The sequence below is a fragment of the Bacillus shivajii genome (genome assembly GCF_020519665.1).
Taxonomy (GTDB): Bacteria; Bacillota; Bacilli; order Bacillales; family Salisediminibacteriaceae; genus Bacillus_CA; species Bacillus_CA shivajii.
In genome coordinates, this window is sequence record NZ_CP084703.1 from 107,745 (window position 1) to 127,061 (window position 19,317).

Here is a 19,317-nt window from a genome sequence, read left to right on the forward strand (position 1 = left end):
ATGTTGACACCATATCGGTGAAATGATATGATGTTCAAGTCGCTGTCAAAGAGCAGTTACAAAAAAACATTTCAAAAAAGATGTTGACAATGACATCGCAAGGTGTTATGATAATCAAGTCGTCACCGAACGACAAGATGTGAGTATGACCTTTGAAAACTAAACAAAAAGCCAAGCGAAATGGGATATGAAAATATCCCGTCAATGAAATTTTCTTATGATGTCAGAGACATCAAACTCACTTTATTGGAGAGTTTGATCCTGGCTCAGGACGAACGCTGGCGGCGTGCCTAATACATGCAAGTCGAGCGGACCAATTAAAAGTTTACTTTTATGAGGTCAGCGGCGGACGGGTGAGTAACACGTGGGCAACCTGCCTTACAGACTGGGATAACTCCGGGAAACCGGGGCTAATACCAGATGACCAATAGAGTCGCATGACTCTATTGTAAAAGTTGGGATTTATCCTAACACTGTAAGATGGGCCCGCGGCGCATTAGCTAGTTGGTGAGGTAAGAGCTTACCAAGGCGACGATGCGTAGCCGACCTGAGAGGGTGATCGGCCACACTGGAACTGAGACACGGTCCAGACTCCTACGGGAGGCAGCAGTAGGGAATCATCCGCAATGGGCGAAAGCCTGACGGTGCAACGCCGCGTGAGTGATGACGGTCTTCGGATTGTAAAGCTCTGTTGTTAGGGAAGAACAAGTGCCGTTCGAATAGGGCGGCACCTTGACGGTACCTAACCAGAAAGCCCCGGCTAACTACGTGCCAGCAGCCGCGGTAATACGTAGGGGGCAAGCGTTGTCCGGAATTATTGGGCGTAAAGCGCGCGCAGGCGGTCTCTTAAGTCTGATGTGAAAGCCCACGGCTCAACCGTGGAGGGTCATTGGAAACTGGGGGACTTGAGTGTAGGAGAGGAAAGTGGAATTCCACGTGTAGCGGTGAAATGCGTAGATATGTGGAGGAACACCAGTGGCGAAGGCGACTTTCTGGCCTACAACTGACGCTGAGGCGCGAAAGCGTGGGGAGCAAACAGGATTAGATACCCTGGTAGTCCACGCCGTAAACGTTGAGTGCTAGGTGTTAGGGGTTTCGATGCCCTTAGTGCCGAAGTTAACACATTAAGCACTCCGCCTGGGGAGTACGGCCGCAAGGCTGAAACTCAAAGGAATTGACGGGGGCCCGCACAAGCAGTGGAGCATGTGGTTTAATTCGAAGCAACGCGAAGAACCTTACCAGGTCTTGACATCCTCTGACAACCCTAGAGATAGGGCTTTCCCCTTCGGGGGACAGAGTGACAGGTGGTGCATGGTTGTCGTCAGCTCGTGTCGTGAGATGTTGGGTTAAGTCCCGCAACGAGCGCAACCCTTGACCTTAGTTGCCAGCATTTAGTTGGGCACTCTAAGGTGACTGCCGGTGACAAACCGGAGGAAGGTGGGGATGACGTCAAATCATCATGCCCCTTATGACCTGGGCTACACACGTGCTACAATGGATGGTACAAAGGGCAGCGAGACCGCGAGGTTGAGCGAATCCCATAAAGCCATTCTCAGTTCGGATTGCAGGCTGCAACTCGCCTGCATGAAGCCGGAATTGCTAGTAATCGCGGATCAGCATGCCGCGGTGAATACGTTCCCGGGCCTTGTACACACCGCCCGTCACACCACGAGAGCTTGTAACACCCGAAGTCGGTGCGGTAACCTTTTGGAGCCAGCCGCCGAAGGTGGGACAGGTGATTGGGGTGAAGTCGTAACAAGGTATCCCTACCGGAAGGTGGGGATGGATCACCTCCTTTCTAAGGAGCTATTAGCTCATTACTTTATCGATCGTTTGCGCTTTTTGTTTAGTTTTGAGAGATTACACTCTCAAAATATGCAAGTAATATGGAATCCCCTTAATTAAGGGGGCCTGTAGCTCAGCTGGTTAGAGCGCACGCCTGATAAGCGTGAGGTCGGTGGTTCGAGTCCACTCAGGCCCACCATATATCCTCAAATTAACGGGGCCTTAGCTCAGCTGGGAGAGCGCCTGCTTTGCACGCAGGAGGTCAGCGGTTCGATCCCGCTAGGCTCCACCATACTTTTATTTCTTTTTGTTCTTTGAAAACTAGATAACAGATATAGACTGATTGATCTTCACCGGTTGTTTGAAACGAATTCAGTAATGGATTCGACAGAGTACAACCGAGTGTCTTAGAAGGTTAATATGACGCCATACGTGGTAAAACCAATTATGATATTGGTTTGCAAAGAGAACCGAGGAGTTCAAGGAAGCAAGTGATGAGAGGCCACAGCGTACAACATGTACGTGAGGATCTCGAAGATCGCAGCTGACGCAGAAATCCGATGGTTATCTGCCGCAAAGTGGTTAAGCTAGAAAGGGCGCACGGCGAATGCCTTGGCACTAGGAGCCGAAGAAGGACGGGACGAACACCGATATGCTCCGGGGAGCTGTAAGTAAGCTTTGATCCGGAGATTTCCGAATGGGGGAACCCACCACCTGTAATGAGGTGGTATCCATACCTGAATACATAGGGTATGAGAAGGCAGACCTGGGGAACTGAAACATCTTAGTACCCAGAGGAAGAGAAAGCAAATGCGATTTCCTGAGTAGCGGCGAGCGAAACGGAACTAGCCCAAACCAAGAGGCTTGCCTCTTGGGGTTGTAGGACACTCCATACGGAGTTACAAAGAAACGGAGTAGATGAAGCGACCTGGAAAGGTCCGCGGGACAAGGTAAAAGCCCTGTAGTCGAAACTTCGTTTCCTCCGGAGTGGATCCTGAGTACGGCGGGACACGTGAAACCCCGTCGGAATCTGGGAGGACCATCTCCCAAGGCTAAATACTCCCTAGTGACCGATAGTGAACCAGTACCGTGAGGGAAAGGTGAAAAGCACCCCGGGAGGGGAGTGAAAGAGATCTTGAAACCGTGTGCCTACAAGTAGTCGGAGCCCGTTAATGGGTGACGGCGTGCCTTTTGTAGAATGAACCGGCGAGTTACGATTACGTGCAAGGTTAAGTTGAAGAGACGGAGCCGCAGCGAAAGCGAGTCTGAATAGGGCGAATGAGTACGTGGTTGTAGACCCGAAACCGTGTGATCTACCCATGTCCAGGGTGAAGTCCAGGTAACACTGGATGGAGGCCCGAACCCACTCACGTTGAAAAGTGAGGGGATGAGGTGTGGGTAGGGGTGAAATGCCAATCGAACTCGGAAATAGCTGGTTCTCCCCGAAATAGCTTTAGGGCTAGCCTCGAGGGAAGAGTATTGGAGGTAGAGCACTGATTGGACTAGGGGTCCCCACAGGATTACCGAATTCAGTCAAACTCCGAATGCCAAATACTTATCCTCGGGAGTCAGACTGCGAGTGCTAAGATCCGTAGTCAAGAGGGAAACAGCCCAGACCATCAGCTAAGGTCCCCAAGTATACGTTAAGTGGAAAAGGATGTGGAGTTGCTTAGACAACCAGGATGTTGGCTTAGAAGCAGCCACCATTGAAAGAGTGCGTAATAGCTCACTGGTCGAGTGACTCTGCGCCGAAAATGTACCGGGGCTAAACGTATCACCGAAGCTATGGATTGTCCTTACGGACAGTGGTAGGGGAGCGTTCCAAGGGCGTTGAAGCTCAACCGAGAGGATGGGTGGAGCGCTTGGAAGTGAGAATGCCGGTATGAGTAGCGAAAAGAGGGGTGAGAATCCCCTCCGTCGAAAGCCTAAGGTTTCCTGAGGAAGGCTCGTCCGCTCAGGGTTAGTCGGGACCTAAGCCGAGGCCGAAAGGCGTAGGCGATGGAAAACAGGTTGAAATTCCTGTACCACCACGTCACCATTTGAGCAATGGGGGGACGCAGGAAGGTAGGGTAAGCACGGCATTGGATGTCCGTGTCCAAGCAGTTAGGCTGGTAAGTAGGTAAATCCGCTTACCGTAAGGCTGAGCTGTGATGGCGAGCGAAATTTTAGTAGCGAAGTTCCTGATCCTACACTGCCTAGAAAAGCCTCTAGCGAGGTGACTGGTGCCCGTACCGCAAACCGACACAGGTAGGCGGGAAGAGAATTCTAAGACGCGCGGGAGAACTCTCGTTAAGGAACTCGGCAAAATGACCCCGTAACTTCGGGAGAAGGGGTGCTCTATTAGGGTTTACGCCCGAGAGAGCCGCAGTGAATAGGCCCAAACGACTGTTTATCAAAAACACAGGTCTCTGCCAAGCCGCAAGGCGAAGTATAGGGGCTGACACCTGCCCGGTGCTGGAAGGTTAAGAGGAGGGGTTATCCCATTAGGGAGAAGCTCTGAATTGAAGCCCCAGTAAACGGCGGCCGTAACTATAACGGTCCTAAGGTAGCGAAATTCCTTGTCGGGTAAGTTCCGACCCGCACGAAAGGTGCAACGATTTGGGCACTGTCTCAACGAGAGACCCGGTGAAATTATATTACCTGTGAAGATGCAGGTTACCCGCGACAGGACGGAAAGACCCCATGGAGCTTTACTGTAGCTTGATATTGGATTTTGGTACAGCTTGTACAGGATAGGTAGGAGCCTTGGAAGCCGGAGCGCTAGCTTCGGTGGAGGCGTCGGTGGGATACTACCCTGGCTGTACTGGAATTCTAACCTCGGACCGTGATCCGGTTCAGGGACAGTGTCAGGTGGGCAGTTTGACTGGGGCGGTCGCCTCCTAAAAAGTAACGGAGGCGCCCAAAGGTTCCCTCAGAATGGTTGGAAATCATTCGCAGAGTGCAAAGGCATAAGGGAGCTTGACTGCGAGACATACAGGTCGAGCAGGGACGAAAGTCGGGCTTAGTGATCCGGCGGCACCGTATGGAAGGGCCGTCGCTCAACGGATAAAAGCTACCCTGGGGATAACAGGCTAATCTCTCCCAAGAGTCCACATCGACGGGGAGGTTTGGCACCTCGATGTCGGCTCATCGCATCCTGGGGCTGAAGTAGGTCCCAAGGGTTGGGCTGTTCGCCCATTAAAGCGGTACGCGAGCTGGGTTCAGAACGTCGTGAGACAGTTCGGTCCCTATCCGTCGCGGGCGTAGGAAATTTGAGAGGAGCTGTCCTTAGTACGAGAGGACCGGGATGGACACACCGCTGGTGTACCAGTTGTTCTGCCAAGAGCATAGCTGGGTAGCTACGTGTGGACGGGATAAGTGCTGAAAGCATCTAAGCATGAAGCCCCCCTCAAGATGAGATTTCCCATCACGTCAAGTGAGTAAGATCCCTCAGAGAAGATGAGGTTGATAGGTCTCATGTGGAAGCGTGGCAACACGTGGAGCTGAGAGATACTAATCGATCGAGGGCTTAACCAAAGTATTACATTAACCTTCAGACCGAAGGTCATCAGTCAAATGTTATCTAGTTTTGAGAGTACAATACTTCTCAATTTCATAAGTCCAGTGACGATAGCGGAGAGGTCACACCCGTTCCCATGCCGAACACGGAAGTTAAGCTCTCCAGCGCCGATGGTAGTTGGGGGCTCTCCCCCTGTGAGAGTAGGACGTTGCTGGGCGATTAAAAATGGAGGATTAGCTCAGTTGGGAGAGCACTTGCCTTACAAGCAAGGGGTCGGTGGTTCGAGCCCGCCATCCTCCACCATATATTATGCTGGCCTAGCTCAATTGGTAGAGCAACTGACTTGTAATCAGTAGGTTGGGGGTTCAAGTCCTCTGGCCAGCACCACTTTAAAATTTAAGAGCCATTAGCTCAGTTGGTAGAGCATCTGACTTTTAATCAGAGGGTCGAAGGTTCGAGTCCTTCATGGCTCACCATTTATGCGGGTGTGGCGGAATTGGCAGACGCGCTAGACTTAGGATCTAGTGTCTTATGACGTGGGGGTTCGACTCCCTCCACCCGCACCAATTCGCGGAAGTAGTTCAGTGGTAGAACACCACCTTGCCAAGGTGGGGGTCGCGAGTTCGAATCTCGTCTTCCGCTCCATAATTTCTTTTAGTAAAATATAGTTTTCAAAGTCCTGCCGGGGTGGTGGAATTGGCAGACACACAGGACTTAAAATCCTGCGGTAGGTGACTACCGTGCCGGTTCAAGTCCGGCCCTCGGCACCATTTTTATTTTTGAAAGCTATTGACAAATTGATTTGTCCTTGATAACATATCAAATGCTGCTAAAAAAATGCGCCCGTAGCTCAATTGGATAGAGCGTTTGACTACGGATCAAAAGGTTAGGGGTTCGACTCCTCTCGGGCGCGCCAATTTATAATTTGCATAAATAAAACGGGAAGTAGCTCAGCTTGGCAGAGCACTTGGTTTGGGACCAAGGGGTCGCAGGTTCAAATCCTGTCTTCCCGACCATCTTAAATGGGGCCTTAGCTCAGCTGGGAGAGCGCCTGCTTTGCACGCAGGAGGTCAGCGGTTCGATCCCGCTAGGCTCCACCAAGTATTGACCTTTGAAAACTAAACAAAAAGCCAAGCGAAATGGGATATGAAAATATCCCGTCAATGAAATTTTCTTATGATGTCAGAGACATCAAACTCACTTTATTGGAGAGTTTGATCCTGGCTCAGGACGAACGCTGGCGGCGTGCCTAATACATGCAAGTCGAGCGGACCAATTAAAAGTTTACTTTTATGAGGTCAGCGGCGGACGGGTGAGTAACACGTGGGCAACCTGCCTTACAGACTGGGATAACTCCGGGAAACCGGGGCTAATACCAGATGACCAATAGAGTCGCATGACTCTATTGTAAAAGTTGGGATTTATCCTAACACTGTAAGATGGGCCCGCGGCGCATTAGCTAGTTGGTGAGGTAAGAGCTTACCAAGGCGACGATGCGTAGCCGACCTGAGAGGGTGATCGGCCACACTGGAACTGAGACACGGTCCAGACTCCTACGGGAGGCAGCAGTAGGGAATCATCCGCAATGGGCGAAAGCCTGACGGTGCAACGCCGCGTGAGTGATGACGGTCTTCGGATTGTAAAGCTCTGTTGTTAGGGAAGAACAAGTGCCGTTCGAATAGGGCGGCACCTTGACGGTACCTAACCAGAAAGCCCCGGCTAACTACGTGCCAGCAGCCGCGGTAATACGTAGGGGGCAAGCGTTGTCCGGAATTATTGGGCGTAAAGCGCGCGCAGGCGGTCTCTTAAGTCTGATGTGAAAGCCCACGGCTCAACCGTGGAGGGTCATTGGAAACTGGGGGACTTGAGTGTAGGAGAGGAAAGTGGAATTCCACGTGTAGCGGTGAAATGCGTAGATATGTGGAGGAACACCAGTGGCGAAGGCGACTTTCTGGCCTACAACTGACGCTGAGGCGCGAAAGCGTGGGGAGCAAACAGGATTAGATACCCTGGTAGTCCACGCCGTAAACGTTGAGTGCTAGGTGTTAGGGGTTTCGATGCCCTTAGTGCCGAAGTTAACACATTAAGCACTCCGCCTGGGGAGTACGGCCGCAAGGCTGAAACTCAAAGGAATTGACGGGGGCCCGCACAAGCAGTGGAGCATGTGGTTTAATTCGAAGCAACGCGAAGAACCTTACCAGGTCTTGACATCCTCTGACAACCCTAGAGATAGGGCTTTCCCCTTCGGGGGACAGAGTGACAGGTGGTGCATGGTTGTCGTCAGCTCGTGTCGTGAGATGTTGGGTTAAGTCCCGCAACGAGCGCAACCCTTGACCTTAGTTGCCAGCATTTAGTTGGGCACTCTAAGGTGACTGCCGGTGACAAACCGGAGGAAGGTGGGGATGACGTCAAATCATCATGCCCCTTATGACCTGGGCTACACACGTGCTACAATGGATGGTACAAAGGGCAGCGAGACCGCGAGGTTGAGCGAATCCCATAAAGCCATTCTCAGTTCGGATTGCAGGCTGCAACTCGCCTGCATGAAGCCGGAATTGCTAGTAATCGCGGATCAGCATGCCGCGGTGAATACGTTCCCGGGCCTTGTACACACCGCCCGTCACACCACGAGAGCTTGTAACACCCGAAGTCGGTGCGGTAACCTTTTGGAGCCAGCCGCCGAAGGTGGGACAGGTGATTGGGGTGAAGTCGTAACAAGGTATCCCTACCGGAAGGTGGGGATGGATCACCTCCTTTCTAAGGAGCTATTAGCTCATTACTTTATCGATCGTTTGCGCTTTTTGTTTAGTTTTGAGAGGTTATTTTTTATCTCTCAAGACGTAAGGATTTTAAGGAACTTCGGCTAAAGACATCGCGTCCTGCGATAACGCCGAAGCTAGCACATCCTGTGCGTCGTTGTTCTTTGAAAACTAGATAACAGATATAGACTGATTGATCTTCACCGGTTGTTTGAAACGAATTCAGTAATGGATTCGACAGAGTACAACCGAGTGTCTTAGAAGGTTAATATGACGCCATACGTGGTAAAACCAATTATGATATTGGTTTGCAAAGAGAACCGAGGAGTTCAAGGAAGCAAGTGATGAGAGGCCACAGCGTACAACATGTACGTGAGGATCTCGAAGATCGCAGCTGACGCAGAAATCCGATGGTTATCTGCCGCAAAGTGGTTAAGCTAGAAAGGGCGCACGGCGAATGCCTTGGCACTAGGAGCCGAAGAAGGACGGGACGAACACCGATATGCTCCGGGGAGCTGTAAGTAAGCTTTGATCCGGAGATTTCCGAATGGGGGAACCCACCACCTGTAATGAGGTGGTATCCATACCTGAATACATAGGGTATGAGAAGGCAGACCTGGGGAACTGAAACATCTTAGTACCCAGAGGAAGAGAAAGCAAATGCGATTTCCTGAGTAGCGGCGAGCGAAACGGAACTAGCCCAAACCAAGAGGCTTGCCTCTTGGGGTTGTAGGACACTCCATACGGAGTTACAAAGAAACGGAGTAGATGAAGCGACCTGGAAAGGTCCGCGGGACAAGGTAAAAGCCCTGTAGTCGAAACTTCGTTTCCTCCGGAGTGGATCCTGAGTACGGCGGGACACGTGAAACCCCGTCGGAATCTGGGAGGACCATCTCCCAAGGCTAAATACTCCCTAGTGACCGATAGTGAACCAGTACCGTGAGGGAAAGGTGAAAAGCACCCCGGGAGGGGAGTGAAAGAGATCTTGAAACCGTGTGCCTACAAGTAGTCGGAGCCCGTTAATGGGTGACGGCGTGCCTTTTGTAGAATGAACCGGCGAGTTACGATTACGTGCAAGGTTAAGTTGAAGAGACGGAGCCGCAGCGAAAGCGAGTCTGAATAGGGCGAATGAGTACGTGGTTGTAGACCCGAAACCGTGTGATCTACCCATGTCCAGGGTGAAGTCCAGGTAACACTGGATGGAGGCCCGAACCCACTCACGTTGAAAAGTGAGGGGATGAGGTGTGGGTAGGGGTGAAATGCCAATCGAACTCGGAAATAGCTGGTTCTCCCCGAAATAGCTTTAGGGCTAGCCTCGAGGGAAGAGTATTGGAGGTAGAGCACTGATTGGACTAGGGGTCCCCACAGGATTACCGAATTCAGTCAAACTCCGAATGCCAAATACTTATCCTCGGGAGTCAGACTGCGAGTGCTAAGATCCGTAGTCAAGAGGGAAACAGCCCAGACCATCAGCTAAGGTCCCCAAGTATACGTTAAGTGGAAAAGGATGTGGAGTTGCTTAGACAACCAGGATGTTGGCTTAGAAGCAGCCACCATTGAAAGAGTGCGTAATAGCTCACTGGTCGAGTGACTCTGCGCCGAAAATGTACCGGGGCTAAACGTATCACCGAAGCTATGGATTGTCCTTACGGACAGTGGTAGGGGAGCGTTCCAAGGGCGTTGAAGCTCAACCGAGAGGATGGGTGGAGCGCTTGGAAGTGAGAATGCCGGTATGAGTAGCGAAAAGAGGGGTGAGAATCCCCTCCGTCGAAAGCCTAAGGTTTCCTGAGGAAGGCTCGTCCGCTCAGGGTTAGTCGGGACCTAAGCCGAGGCCGAAAGGCGTAGGCGATGGAAAACAGGTTGAAATTCCTGTACCACCACGTCACCATTTGAGCAATGGGGGGACGCAGGAAGGTAGGGTAAGCACGGCATTGGATGTCCGTGTCCAAGCAGTTAGGCTGGTAAGTAGGTAAATCCGCTTACCGTAAGGCTGAGCTGTGATGGCGAGCGAAATTTTAGTAGCGAAGTTCCTGATCCTACACTGCCTAGAAAAGCCTCTAGCGAGGTGACTGGTGCCCGTACCGCAAACCGACACAGGTAGGCGGGAAGAGAATTCTAAGACGCGCGGGAGAACTCTCGTTAAGGAACTCGGCAAAATGACCCCGTAACTTCGGGAGAAGGGGTGCTCTATTAGGGTTTACGCCCGAGAGAGCCGCAGTGAATAGGCCCAAACGACTGTTTATCAAAAACACAGGTCTCTGCCAAGCCGCAAGGCGAAGTATAGGGGCTGACACCTGCCCGGTGCTGGAAGGTTAAGAGGAGGGGTTATCCCATTAGGGAGAAGCTCTGAATTGAAGCCCCAGTAAACGGCGGCCGTAACTATAACGGTCCTAAGGTAGCGAAATTCCTTGTCGGGTAAGTTCCGACCCGCACGAAAGGTGCAACGATTTGGGCACTGTCTCAACGAGAGACCCGGTGAAATTATATTACCTGTGAAGATGCAGGTTACCCGCGACAGGACGGAAAGACCCCATGGAGCTTTACTGTAGCTTGATATTGGATTTTGGTACAGCTTGTACAGGATAGGTAGGAGCCTTGGAAGCCGGAGCGCTAGCTTCGGTGGAGGCGTCGGTGGGATACTACCCTGGCTGTACTGGAATTCTAACCTCGGACCGTGATCCGGTTCAGGGACAGTGTCAGGTGGGCAGTTTGACTGGGGCGGTCGCCTCCTAAAAAGTAACGGAGGCGCCCAAAGGTTCCCTCAGAATGGTTGGAAATCATTCGCAGAGTGCAAAGGCATAAGGGAGCTTGACTGCGAGACATACAGGTCGAGCAGGGACGAAAGTCGGGCTTAGTGATCCGGCGGCACCGTATGGAAGGGCCGTCGCTCAACGGATAAAAGCTACCCTGGGGATAACAGGCTAATCTCTCCCAAGAGTCCACATCGACGGGGAGGTTTGGCACCTCGATGTCGGCTCATCGCATCCTGGGGCTGAAGTAGGTCCCAAGGGTTGGGCTGTTCGCCCATTAAAGCGGTACGCGAGCTGGGTTCAGAACGTCGTGAGACAGTTCGGTCCCTATCCGTCGCGGGCGTAGGAAATTTGAGAGGAGCTGTCCTTAGTACGAGAGGACCGGGATGGACACACCGCTGGTGTACCAGTTGTTCTGCCAAGAGCATAGCTGGGTAGCTACGTGTGGACGGGATAAGTGCTGAAAGCATCTAAGCATGAAGCCCCCCTCAAGATGAGATTTCCCATCACGTCAAGTGAGTAAGATCCCTCAGAGATGATGAGGTTGATAGGTCTCATGTGGAAGCGTGGCAACACGTGGAGCTGAGAGATACTAATCGATCGAGGGCTTAACCAAAGTATTACATTAACCTTCAGACCGAAGGTCATCAGTCAAATGTTATCTAGTTTTGAGAGTACAATACTTCTCAATTTCATAAGTCCAGTGACGATAGCGGAGAGGTCACACCCGTTCCCATGCCGAACACGGAAGTTAAGCTCTCCAGCGCCGATGGTAGTTGGGGGCTCTCCCCCTGTGAGAGTAGGACGTTGCTGGGCAATCAAAGGCACCTTCAAAAGAGGGTGTCTTTTTTGTATTGCGAATGAGAAGGACCATGCGTCTAATAATTGTTATTTGGAAAAAGGGTATCTGAGTAAGGAAAGAACCTGTGCAACAACCGTCAGAGTGAAGGGGCTTCATAAGTGATGTAGGTGTGTTGGTTCTATACTGAATGTTGTGGTCACCCTTATCGGATCAATGTTTCTCTTTGATCTAAAAAAAGACAAAAAAATAGCACCCAATTCTCTCTTTTTGTTAACCTTGAGTTACCACACAAAAAGAAACAAGGAGAGAATTAAGGTGCAACTAGATTTTATCACAAAGTTATTAGGGATTAAAGACAAGCATGTATTCGTATTTGATTCAGGAGAAGAAGAACAGTGCTTTTGGTTTGAACTTCATAGCGAAGTCCGAAAACAAAAGTGCCCAAAATGTAAAGAGAAGACAAAGCGAATCCATGGATATAGAATGCAATCGATTCAAGGAGCTCAGATAGCAGAGAAAAAGGTTTACTTACAATTAAGGAAACGCAGATATCGTTGTATGAACTGTGGCCATGCATTTTTTGAGAAGTTATCTTTTCTAGATAAATACCAACGACATACATCAATGCTTGCTCAAGAAGCGTTATCCTTATGTTCTGAAATGAGTTTTACACACGCAGCTAGAATCTCAGGAATGAGTACGAATCGTTACCTCCGCCTATTTGACAAACGGAAGATAACTGTAAACAAAGTCCTTCCAAGAGCGATTGCGATTGATGAGTTTAAGGGAGATGCAGGTAAAGAAAAGTACCAAACTGTGATCGTTGATGTAGAAAATCGACATATCATTGATATATTACCGGATCGAAAAGTGAAAACGATTGAAAATTACTTTAAAGAATGCGACACCGGTAAGGTAGAGATCGTTGTTATAGACTTATCCAAAGCATTTAAAGAAGCAGTACGTAGACAATTAGGGAGTCCACTAATCATAGCTGATCGGTTTCATTTCATGCGTCACGGGTACTGGGCATTTGATGAAGTGCGACGTGAACTACAGAATGAGTTACAAAAAGACCCTCGTATTAAGCTTAAACGATGTAAAGAACTCTTATGGAAGTCACCTGAAAAGCTTGATGAGAAAGGCAAAGCGAAGGTAGAAAAGCTATTACAAGCACACCCACAGTTAAGACAGGCATATGAAGTGAAAAATGCGCTAGACCAATGGTTTAAACAGAGTACACCAGAGAATGCGAAAGTTGGTTTAGAAGCATGGTATACCTTTGTGGAAGAGTCCGGCATTCCTTCATTTCAAAGGGTAGTAAAAATGTTTAAGAGATGGCAAACAGAGATCCTCCAATCGTTTATGTATCCTTATAACAATGGCTACATTGAAGGTGTGAATAATACAACGAAAGTAACGAAGAGGATGTCATATGGAATTAAAAGCTTTGAGAGATTACGAATGAAGATTTTGTGGAGACAAATGGTTAGATCCCATGCGGTTTAAACCGCATGGGTAGAGAGAATTGGGAATTTCTGCACCACAACAATTGACAGAGAGCCGGTGTGTTTACCTTTAAATGAAAGGTTTCTTTTTTGCGTGCAAAAAAGGCAAATCAAGAAAGTGGTGAACAAATCATAGAAGTCGCAAGTAAACGGGGAAAGTCTTAACCGATCATATGTAAGGTAAGGGCATTTTTCATAAAAAATGAGTAAAAAAATCAAAAATTAACACTTAACACTTTAGACTTCTAATTTTCTAAAAAATAAATTTAACTACATATATAAGTGATCGACTTAATAACAAGATTATTCAAAAACATATTCTTAAACGATTCTTCGTATATTATTAGTCATTAGTCTTGTACTTTGTCGATGTTATATCAACTTTCTCTTGCTCCCTTTAACTTAGACGGCTAATTATTAAAAGATTTTAGATAATAAGAGAGTTTGATAGAGGCATAGTGATATAGTAAGTAACTTTCAATTTAAAGTTGCAATAAAGGAAATAAGAGTTAAACGTCGAAGTATTACCAATTACAATGTCAAACAATTTTGGAATTTGATTCGTGAATTATTTACCCCCTATAGCTTGTTTAAAAAGTTTATTAACAAGAAGGGTTAGGAAAAGTAAAAGGTAACCAATCAAAATTAGTATAGGGTAGGTGAAGTTAGATGGGATGGGATTGGTTTGTTACAGATGATATTGGAATAATGACTATTAGATTGGTATTAGCAGCATTATTAGGGGGATTAGTAGGAGTTGAAAGAGAATTTCATCATCACCCCGCTGGTTTTCGAACACACATGTTGGTAAGTGTGGGGTCTTGTTTAATTATGTTATTGTCATTTTATGGATTTGAAACATATATGAGTGAAAATCCAGAGGTTGTTACATTTGACCCATCACGTTTAGCTGCATATGTTGTAAGTGGAATCGGCTTTCTTGGTGCAGGAACAATTCTTGTTCAGGGTTATACAGTAAGAGGACTAACAACAGCCGCTTCGATATGGGTAGTAGCTGGAATTGGTTTAACAGTGGGAGCAGGGTTATATACTGCTGGAATCTTGACGACCGTTATTGTGATTTTAAGTTTATTTTTCCTTGGGAAAATTAATTTTAGTTTCTTATCAAAAAATAATAAGAAACAAGTAATTATGCTTGTTGAAGAAGATATTAGCGAATTAAACCTTGTTGTAAAAGCATTCGAGGACAAAAAATTGTCAGTGAGTAGCATCAAAGGTGAGAAACAAAAAATTTATAATGACAAACAAATGATTGAATATCGCTTATTGGTGGAATATCAAAAAGAGGAAGTCATGTTTAATGTAGTAGATCAAGTACAACGTTTCCCGTTTGTTCGTGAAATATACTTAGATTCTCGTTAGAATTAACCAACAAATTCATGGCTATACTATATAAAGATACAGATATTTCCTCTAAGCAAAATGGTTGCAGATTATGTGAATATGATTATAATAAAAGTATAGTCAAAGATAGTCAAAGTCAAAAATAACAAACAATTTTATAATAAGTATGCCCAAGAGGTATTGAAATCATGAGTAAAAGAATTAACCTGTTCATTACTCGCAGGAGGGGTTGTGATGGGGAATATATCGGATGTGATCGAACAGTATTTAAAGCGTATTATTGATGATAGTAAGCAAGAAGGAATTGAAATAAAACGAAGTGAGTTGGCTGAAAAGTTTGATTGTGTTCCTTCCCAAATTAATTATGTTATCAGTACGCGCTTTACTGTCGAAAAGGGATATTTAGTAGAAAGTAAGCGCGGAGGTGGCGGGTATATCCGTATTATTAAGGTACGCCCTGATGATCAGTTGGCATTATTCGATCAAATTATTGAAATGATTGGTCAGGAAATTCCTCAAGCTTCTGCAACGAATATTGTACTGAGACTTCTTGAAGAAGAAGCTGTATCAAAACGTGAAGCAAATTTAATGTTAAGTGCGATCGAAAGATCTACCCTTAACTTAAAACTCCCATATAGGGATGAAGTTAGGGCTAGGTTATTAAAGGCAATGGTATCAACATTAAAGTATAAAGAATTAGATTAATTAGTGAAAGAAGGAGGGGTAAGGCATGCTCTGTCAAGAATGTAATCAAAGAGAAGCTTCTTTGCACTTTACAAAAATCATAAATGGCAAGAAAACTGAGTTTCACATTTGTGATCAATGTGCAAAGGAAAAGGGAGATTATATTCCAGGGTCAAATAGTTACTCAATTCATCAATTGTTATCAGGACTACTCGACTTTGAGCAGCCAATGACTTCGTCAGATTCAAGTATTTCAAAGAATGGGCACGAACTATCTTGTAAAGTATGCAAAATGACGTACCCTCAATTTGCTGAGATTGGTAGGTTTGGCTGCGCAGAATGTTATAAAACCTTTGGTGAGAAGTTAACCCCAATCTTTAAACGTATTCATAGTGGAAATGCTGTTCATGGAGGTAAAATACCTAAAAGGCTAGGGGAGGACCTCCATATTCATAAGGAGATTGAGCAGTTAAAGTCACAAATGCAAGGTTTGATCCAAAAAGAAGAATTTGAGAAAGCAGCTGAAGTGCGAGATCAAATTCGCTCCTTAGAAAAGAGCTTAGATGAGAAGAAGGAGGGGTGAGGGATGTCTCTACAAAACTTTATCAATAAAGCGATTAGTCCTTGGATGAATAATCAAGGTCCTGAAGCAGATATTGTATTAAGCAGTAGGGTTCGATATGCAAGAAACTTAGCTGATAAACCTTTTCCAATAACTGCTTCAAAAGAGGAACTAAATCAAATCGTAGAAAATGTTAAAGAAAAATTTGCGGGTCATTCCCACCGAAAGTTTGGGGAACTAGAACTCATTCATATGGATGAGTTAAAGCAAAATGAAAAAAGAGTACTCGTTGAGAAGCATTTAATTAGCCCTAACCTTTCAGATGAATCTAAAGCAGGTGCGGTTTTGTTAAGTGAAGATGAGTCATTAAGCGTCATGGTGAATGAGGAAGATCATTTTCGCATTCAAGTGTTATTGTCAGGTTTTCAACTGAACCAAGGTTTGAAATATGCCAATGAGTTAGATGATTGGATGGAAGACAAAGTAGATTTTGCATTCACAGAGAAACACGGTTACTTAACGAGCTGTCCAACCAATGTAGGCACTGGACTGAGAGCTTCTGTTATGATGCATCTTCCTGCATTAGTCATAACACAACAAATGAAACGAATTCTTCCTGCAATTAACCAATTAGGCCTTGTTGTTAGAGGAATTTACGGGGAAGGAAGCGAAGCATTAGGTAACTTGTTTCAAATTTCCAATCAGATGACGCTTGGAAAGTCAGAACAAGACATTATTGATGACTTACGTAGTGTCGTGTTGCAGCTTGTTCAACAAGAGCGATCAGCAAGAGAGCTTCTTTTAGAACAGTCAAAAATACAAATAGAGGATCGTGTATATCGTTCTTACGGGACTCTCTCATACTGTCGAAACATTGAATCTAAAGAAGCGACACAACGATTGTCAGATGTACGGCTTGGTATTGACATGGGGTTAATTAGGGATGTAAGAGGTAACATTTTAAATGAATTAATGATATTAACACAACCAGGATTTTTACAACAATATGCAGGTGAAATATTATCACCCGACCAAAGAGATCAAAGAAGAGCAGCACTTATTAGAGAACGACTAAAATTAGAGGATGAATTTCAAAGCGGAGGTGGAGAAACATGATGTTTGGACGTTTTACAGAAAGAGCACAAAAAGTCTTAGCTTTAGCACAAGAAGAAGCCGTACGATTAGGTCATAACAATATTGGTACTGAGCACATTCTTCTTGGCTTAGTTCGCGAAGGAGAAGGAATTGCTGCAAAGGCACTGAGTGCCCTTGGATTAAGCTCTGATAAAATTCAAACTGAAGTTGAAAATTTAATTGGACGTGGGGAAGAGAAAACAAAGCAAGTGCACTATACGCCACGCGCGAAAAAAGTCATTGAACTTTCTATGGATGAGGCTAGAAAACTAGGACACTCCTATGTTGGAACTGAACATGTGCTTCTTGGTTTAATCCGTGAAGGAGAAGGGGTTGCAGCACGAGTCTTAAATAACTTAGGAGTCAGCTTAAATAAAGCTAGGCAGCAAGTATTACAGCTGTTAGGAAGCAGCGAATCTTCAAATAGTCAGCAGCAGTCGGCTAATGGAGGTGGAAGTAATGTGAATACACCGACATTAGATAGTTTAGCGCGAGACCTAACAGCGATTGCAAAAGAAGACCAAATCGATCCTGTTATTGGTCGTTCAAAAGAAATTGAACGTGTCATTCAAGTGTTAAGCCGTCGTACTAAAAACAACCCAGTTCTAATTGGAGAACCCGGCGTTGGTAAAACCGCCATTGCAGAAGGACTTGCGCAACAAATTATAAACAATGAGGTTCCTGAAACATTACGAAATAAACGTGTAATGACATTAGATATGGGAACAGTTGTTGCAGGAACGAAATACCGTGGTGAGTTTGAGGATCGCTTGAAAAAAGTGATGGAAGAAATTCGTCAAGCAGCTAATGTCATTTTATTCATCGATGAGCTTCACACATTAATTGGTGCAGGGGGTGCTGAAGGTGCAATTGATGCGTCGAATATTTTAAAACCATCCCTTGCACGCGGAGAGTTGCAATGTATTGGTGCAACCACTTTAGATGAATATCGTAAATATATTGAAAAGGATGCAGCATTAGAACGAAGATTCCAGCCAATTCAAGTTGATGAACCAACACTAGAAGAGTCAACACAAATATTAAAAGGACTGCGTGATCGTTATGAAGCGCACCATCGTGTAACAATTACTGATGATGCTATTGAGGCGGCTGTAAAACTATCAGATCGTTACATTTCTGATCGATTTTTACCGGATAAAGCGATTGACTTAATTGATGAAGCAGCATCAAAAGTTCGTCTAAGGTCTTACACAGCACCGCCGAACTTAAAAGAGATGGAGCAAAAACTTGAAGAAACACGCAAAGAGAAGGATGCAGCTGTACAAAGTCAAGAATTTGAAAAAGCAGCATCGTTAAGAGATAGCGAGCAACGAATTCGCGAAGAATTAGATGACTTGAAAAAGCAATGGAAAGAAAAACAAGGTCAAGAGAATTCCGAAGTTGTCACGGATGATATTGCGATGGTTGTTTCAAGCTGGACGGGAATACCAGTAAGTAAACTTGCTGAAGAAGAAACAGATCGCTTACTTCGTATGGAAGAAATTCTTCATAATCGAGTCATTGGTCAAAACGAGGCAGTGGAAGCTGTTTCCAAAGCAATTCGTAGAGCTAGAGCCGGGCTTAAGGATCCAAAACGTCCGATTGGCTCGTTTATTTTCCTTGGACCTACAGGTGTCGGTAAAACAGAACTAGCTAGAGCAGTTGCAGAATCATTATTCGGAGACGAAGATGCGATTATTCGAATCGATATGTCAGAGTATATGGAAAAGCATACAACGTCTCGTCTTGTCGGTTCACCACCGGGATATGTTGGCCATGACGAAGGTGGTCAATTAACGGAAAAAGTTCGTAGAAAGCCATACTCAGTCATCTTGCTTGATGAAGTAGAGAAGGCTCACCCTGAAGTATTTAATATTCTTCTCCAAGTACTTGAAGATGGGTTCTTAACGGACTCAAAAGGGCGCCGTGTCGATTTCCGGAATACAGCGATCATTATGACCTCTAATGTTGGAGCTAGTACGTTACGACAAGCGAAAAGCTTAGGATTTACAGCACAGCGAGATGGTGAAGATTATAAAGATATGAAAGGAAAAGTAATGGGAGAGTTAAAGAAGAGTTTCCGTCCGGAATTCTTAAACAGAATTGATGAAATCATCGTCTTCCATTCACTAGAGAAAGATCATATTAAAGAGATCATTACGTTAATGTCAGATCAGCTGAAAAAGCGTCTCACAGAGCAAGGCATTGATTTTGAGTTAACGCAAGCGGCGAAAGATAAAATTGCAGATGAAGGCTTTGACCCTGAATATGGTGCAAGACCATTACGTCGAGCATTGCAAAAGCAAGTAGAGGACCGTCTCTCTGAAGAGTTATTACGAGGCACAATTTCAAAAGGTCAGAAAGTAATTATTGATGTGAAGGATGAAGAGTTTGTCGTTACTTCGGAAGCGATGACAAGCTAATCGTTATTTCTAGGATCAAAACCGGGAAAAGTCATTTGCTTTTTCC

The 19,317-nt window shown here is 46.1% G+C and carries 6 protein-coding genes, 11 tRNA genes and 6 rRNA genes; all 23 read left to right on the forward strand.

Annotated elements, in window-relative coordinates; genetic code table 11:
• The first annotated feature begins 243 nt into the window (after positions 1-243).
• The 23 genes from LGQ02_RS00490 (at position 244) to clpC (ending at position 19,271) form a co-directional block, all read left to right on the forward strand.
• Positions 244-1,798: ribosomal RNA gene (locus LGQ02_RS00490) — 16S ribosomal RNA — on the forward strand.
• A gap of 109 nt (positions 1,799-1,907) precedes the next feature.
• Positions 1,908-1,984 (forward strand) — tRNA-Ile (locus tag LGQ02_RS00495).
• Positions 1,985-2,001: 17 nt separating this feature from the next.
• Positions 2,002-2,077, forward strand: a tRNA-Ala gene (locus LGQ02_RS00500).
• Positions 2,078-2,365: 288 nt separating this feature from the next.
• A 23S ribosomal RNA gene (locus tag LGQ02_RS00505) occupies positions 2,366-5,301 on the forward strand.
• An 83-nt stretch (positions 5,302-5,384) separates the two neighbouring features.
• Positions 5,385-5,501, forward strand: a 5S ribosomal RNA gene (gene rrf, locus LGQ02_RS00510).
• 10 nt (positions 5,502-5,511) lie between these two features.
• Positions 5,512-5,587: transfer RNA gene (locus tag LGQ02_RS00515), tRNA-Val, on the forward strand.
• A gap of 8 nt (positions 5,588-5,595) precedes the next feature.
• Positions 5,596-5,671: transfer RNA gene (locus tag LGQ02_RS00520), tRNA-Thr, on the forward strand.
• A gap of 13 nt (positions 5,672-5,684) precedes the next feature.
• Positions 5,685-5,760 (forward strand) — tRNA-Lys (locus LGQ02_RS00525).
• A gap of 5 nt (positions 5,761-5,765) precedes the next feature.
• Positions 5,766-5,850: transfer RNA gene (locus tag LGQ02_RS00530), tRNA-Leu, on the forward strand.
• Positions 5,851-5,854: 4 nt separating this feature from the next.
• Positions 5,855-5,929: transfer RNA gene (locus LGQ02_RS00535), tRNA-Gly, on the forward strand.
• 36 nt (positions 5,930-5,965) lie between these two features.
• Positions 5,966-6,054 (forward strand) — tRNA-Leu (locus LGQ02_RS00540).
• A gap of 69 nt (positions 6,055-6,123) precedes the next feature.
• Positions 6,124-6,200: transfer RNA gene (locus LGQ02_RS00545), tRNA-Arg, on the forward strand.
• A 23-nt stretch (positions 6,201-6,223) separates the two neighbouring features.
• Positions 6,224-6,300 (forward strand) — tRNA-Pro (locus tag LGQ02_RS00550).
• Between the two features lie 8 nt (positions 6,301-6,308).
• Positions 6,309-6,384, forward strand: a tRNA-Ala gene (locus LGQ02_RS00555).
• Positions 6,385-6,486: 102 nt separating this feature from the next.
• Positions 6,487-8,041 (forward strand): 16S ribosomal RNA (locus LGQ02_RS00560).
• Positions 8,042-8,473: 432 nt separating this feature from the next.
• Positions 8,474-11,409, forward strand: a 23S ribosomal RNA gene (locus LGQ02_RS00565).
• An 83-nt stretch (positions 11,410-11,492) separates the two neighbouring features.
• Positions 11,493-11,609 (forward strand): 5S ribosomal RNA (gene rrf / locus LGQ02_RS00570).
• The 16S, 23S and 5S rRNA genes sit together here with 11 tRNA genes alongside, the layout of an rRNA operon.
• Before the next feature lie 301 nt (positions 11,610-11,910).
• Positions 11,911-13,104, forward strand: coding sequence for an ISL3 family transposase (locus LGQ02_RS00575; protein ID WP_226514668.1), 1,194 nt, complete (start codon positions 11,911-11,913; stop codon positions 13,102-13,104).
• A 668-nt stretch (positions 13,105-13,772) separates the two neighbouring features.
• Positions 13,773-14,486 carry an MgtC/SapB family protein gene (locus LGQ02_RS00580; RefSeq protein ID WP_226516339.1) on the forward strand — a complete coding sequence of 238 codons (714 nt, stop codon included), beginning with the start codon at positions 13,773-13,775 and terminating at the stop codon, positions 14,484-14,486.
• A gap of 216 nt (positions 14,487-14,702) precedes the next feature.
• Positions 14,703-15,173, forward strand: coding sequence for a CtsR family transcriptional regulator (locus tag LGQ02_RS00585; RefSeq protein ID WP_226516340.1), 471 nt, complete (start codon positions 14,703-14,705; stop codon positions 15,171-15,173).
• A 25-nt stretch (positions 15,174-15,198) separates the two neighbouring features.
• Positions 15,199-15,735, forward strand: coding sequence for a protein-arginine kinase activator protein McsA (locus LGQ02_RS00590; RefSeq protein ID WP_226516341.1), 537 nt, complete (start codon positions 15,199-15,201; stop codon positions 15,733-15,735).
• 3 nt (positions 15,736-15,738) lie between these two features.
• Positions 15,739-16,830 carry a protein-arginine kinase McsB gene (locus LGQ02_RS00595; RefSeq protein ID WP_226516342.1) on the forward strand — a complete coding sequence of 364 codons (1,092 nt, stop codon included), beginning with the start codon at positions 15,739-15,741 and terminating at the stop codon, positions 16,828-16,830.
• On the forward strand, positions 16,827-19,271 hold the full coding sequence (clpC, locus tag LGQ02_RS00600; RefSeq protein ID WP_226516343.1) for an ATP-dependent protease ATP-binding subunit ClpC: 2,445 nt from the start codon (positions 16,827-16,829) through the stop codon (positions 19,269-19,271). Before LGQ02_RS00595 ends, clpC begins: the two co-directional genes overlap by 4 nt.
• Positions 19,272-19,317: the final 46 nt, after the last annotated feature.

Coding starts and splice junctions, on each gene's coding strand:
- LGQ02_RS00580 (WP_226516339.1), top strand. CDS start 13,773: ATGGGATGGGATTGGTTTGTTACAGATGATATTGGAATAATGACTATT.
- LGQ02_RS00585 (WP_226516340.1), top strand. CDS start 14,703: ATGGGGAATATATCGGATGTGATCGAACAGTATTTAAAGCGTATTATT.
- LGQ02_RS00590 (WP_226516341.1), top strand. CDS start 15,199: ATGCTCTGTCAAGAATGTAATCAAAGAGAAGCTTCTTTGCACTTTACA.
- LGQ02_RS00595 (WP_226516342.1), top strand. CDS start 15,739: ATGTCTCTACAAAACTTTATCAATAAAGCGATTAGTCCTTGGATGAAT.
- clpC (WP_226516343.1), top strand. CDS start 16,827: ATGATGTTTGGACGTTTTACAGAAAGAGCACAAAAAGTCTTAGCTTTA.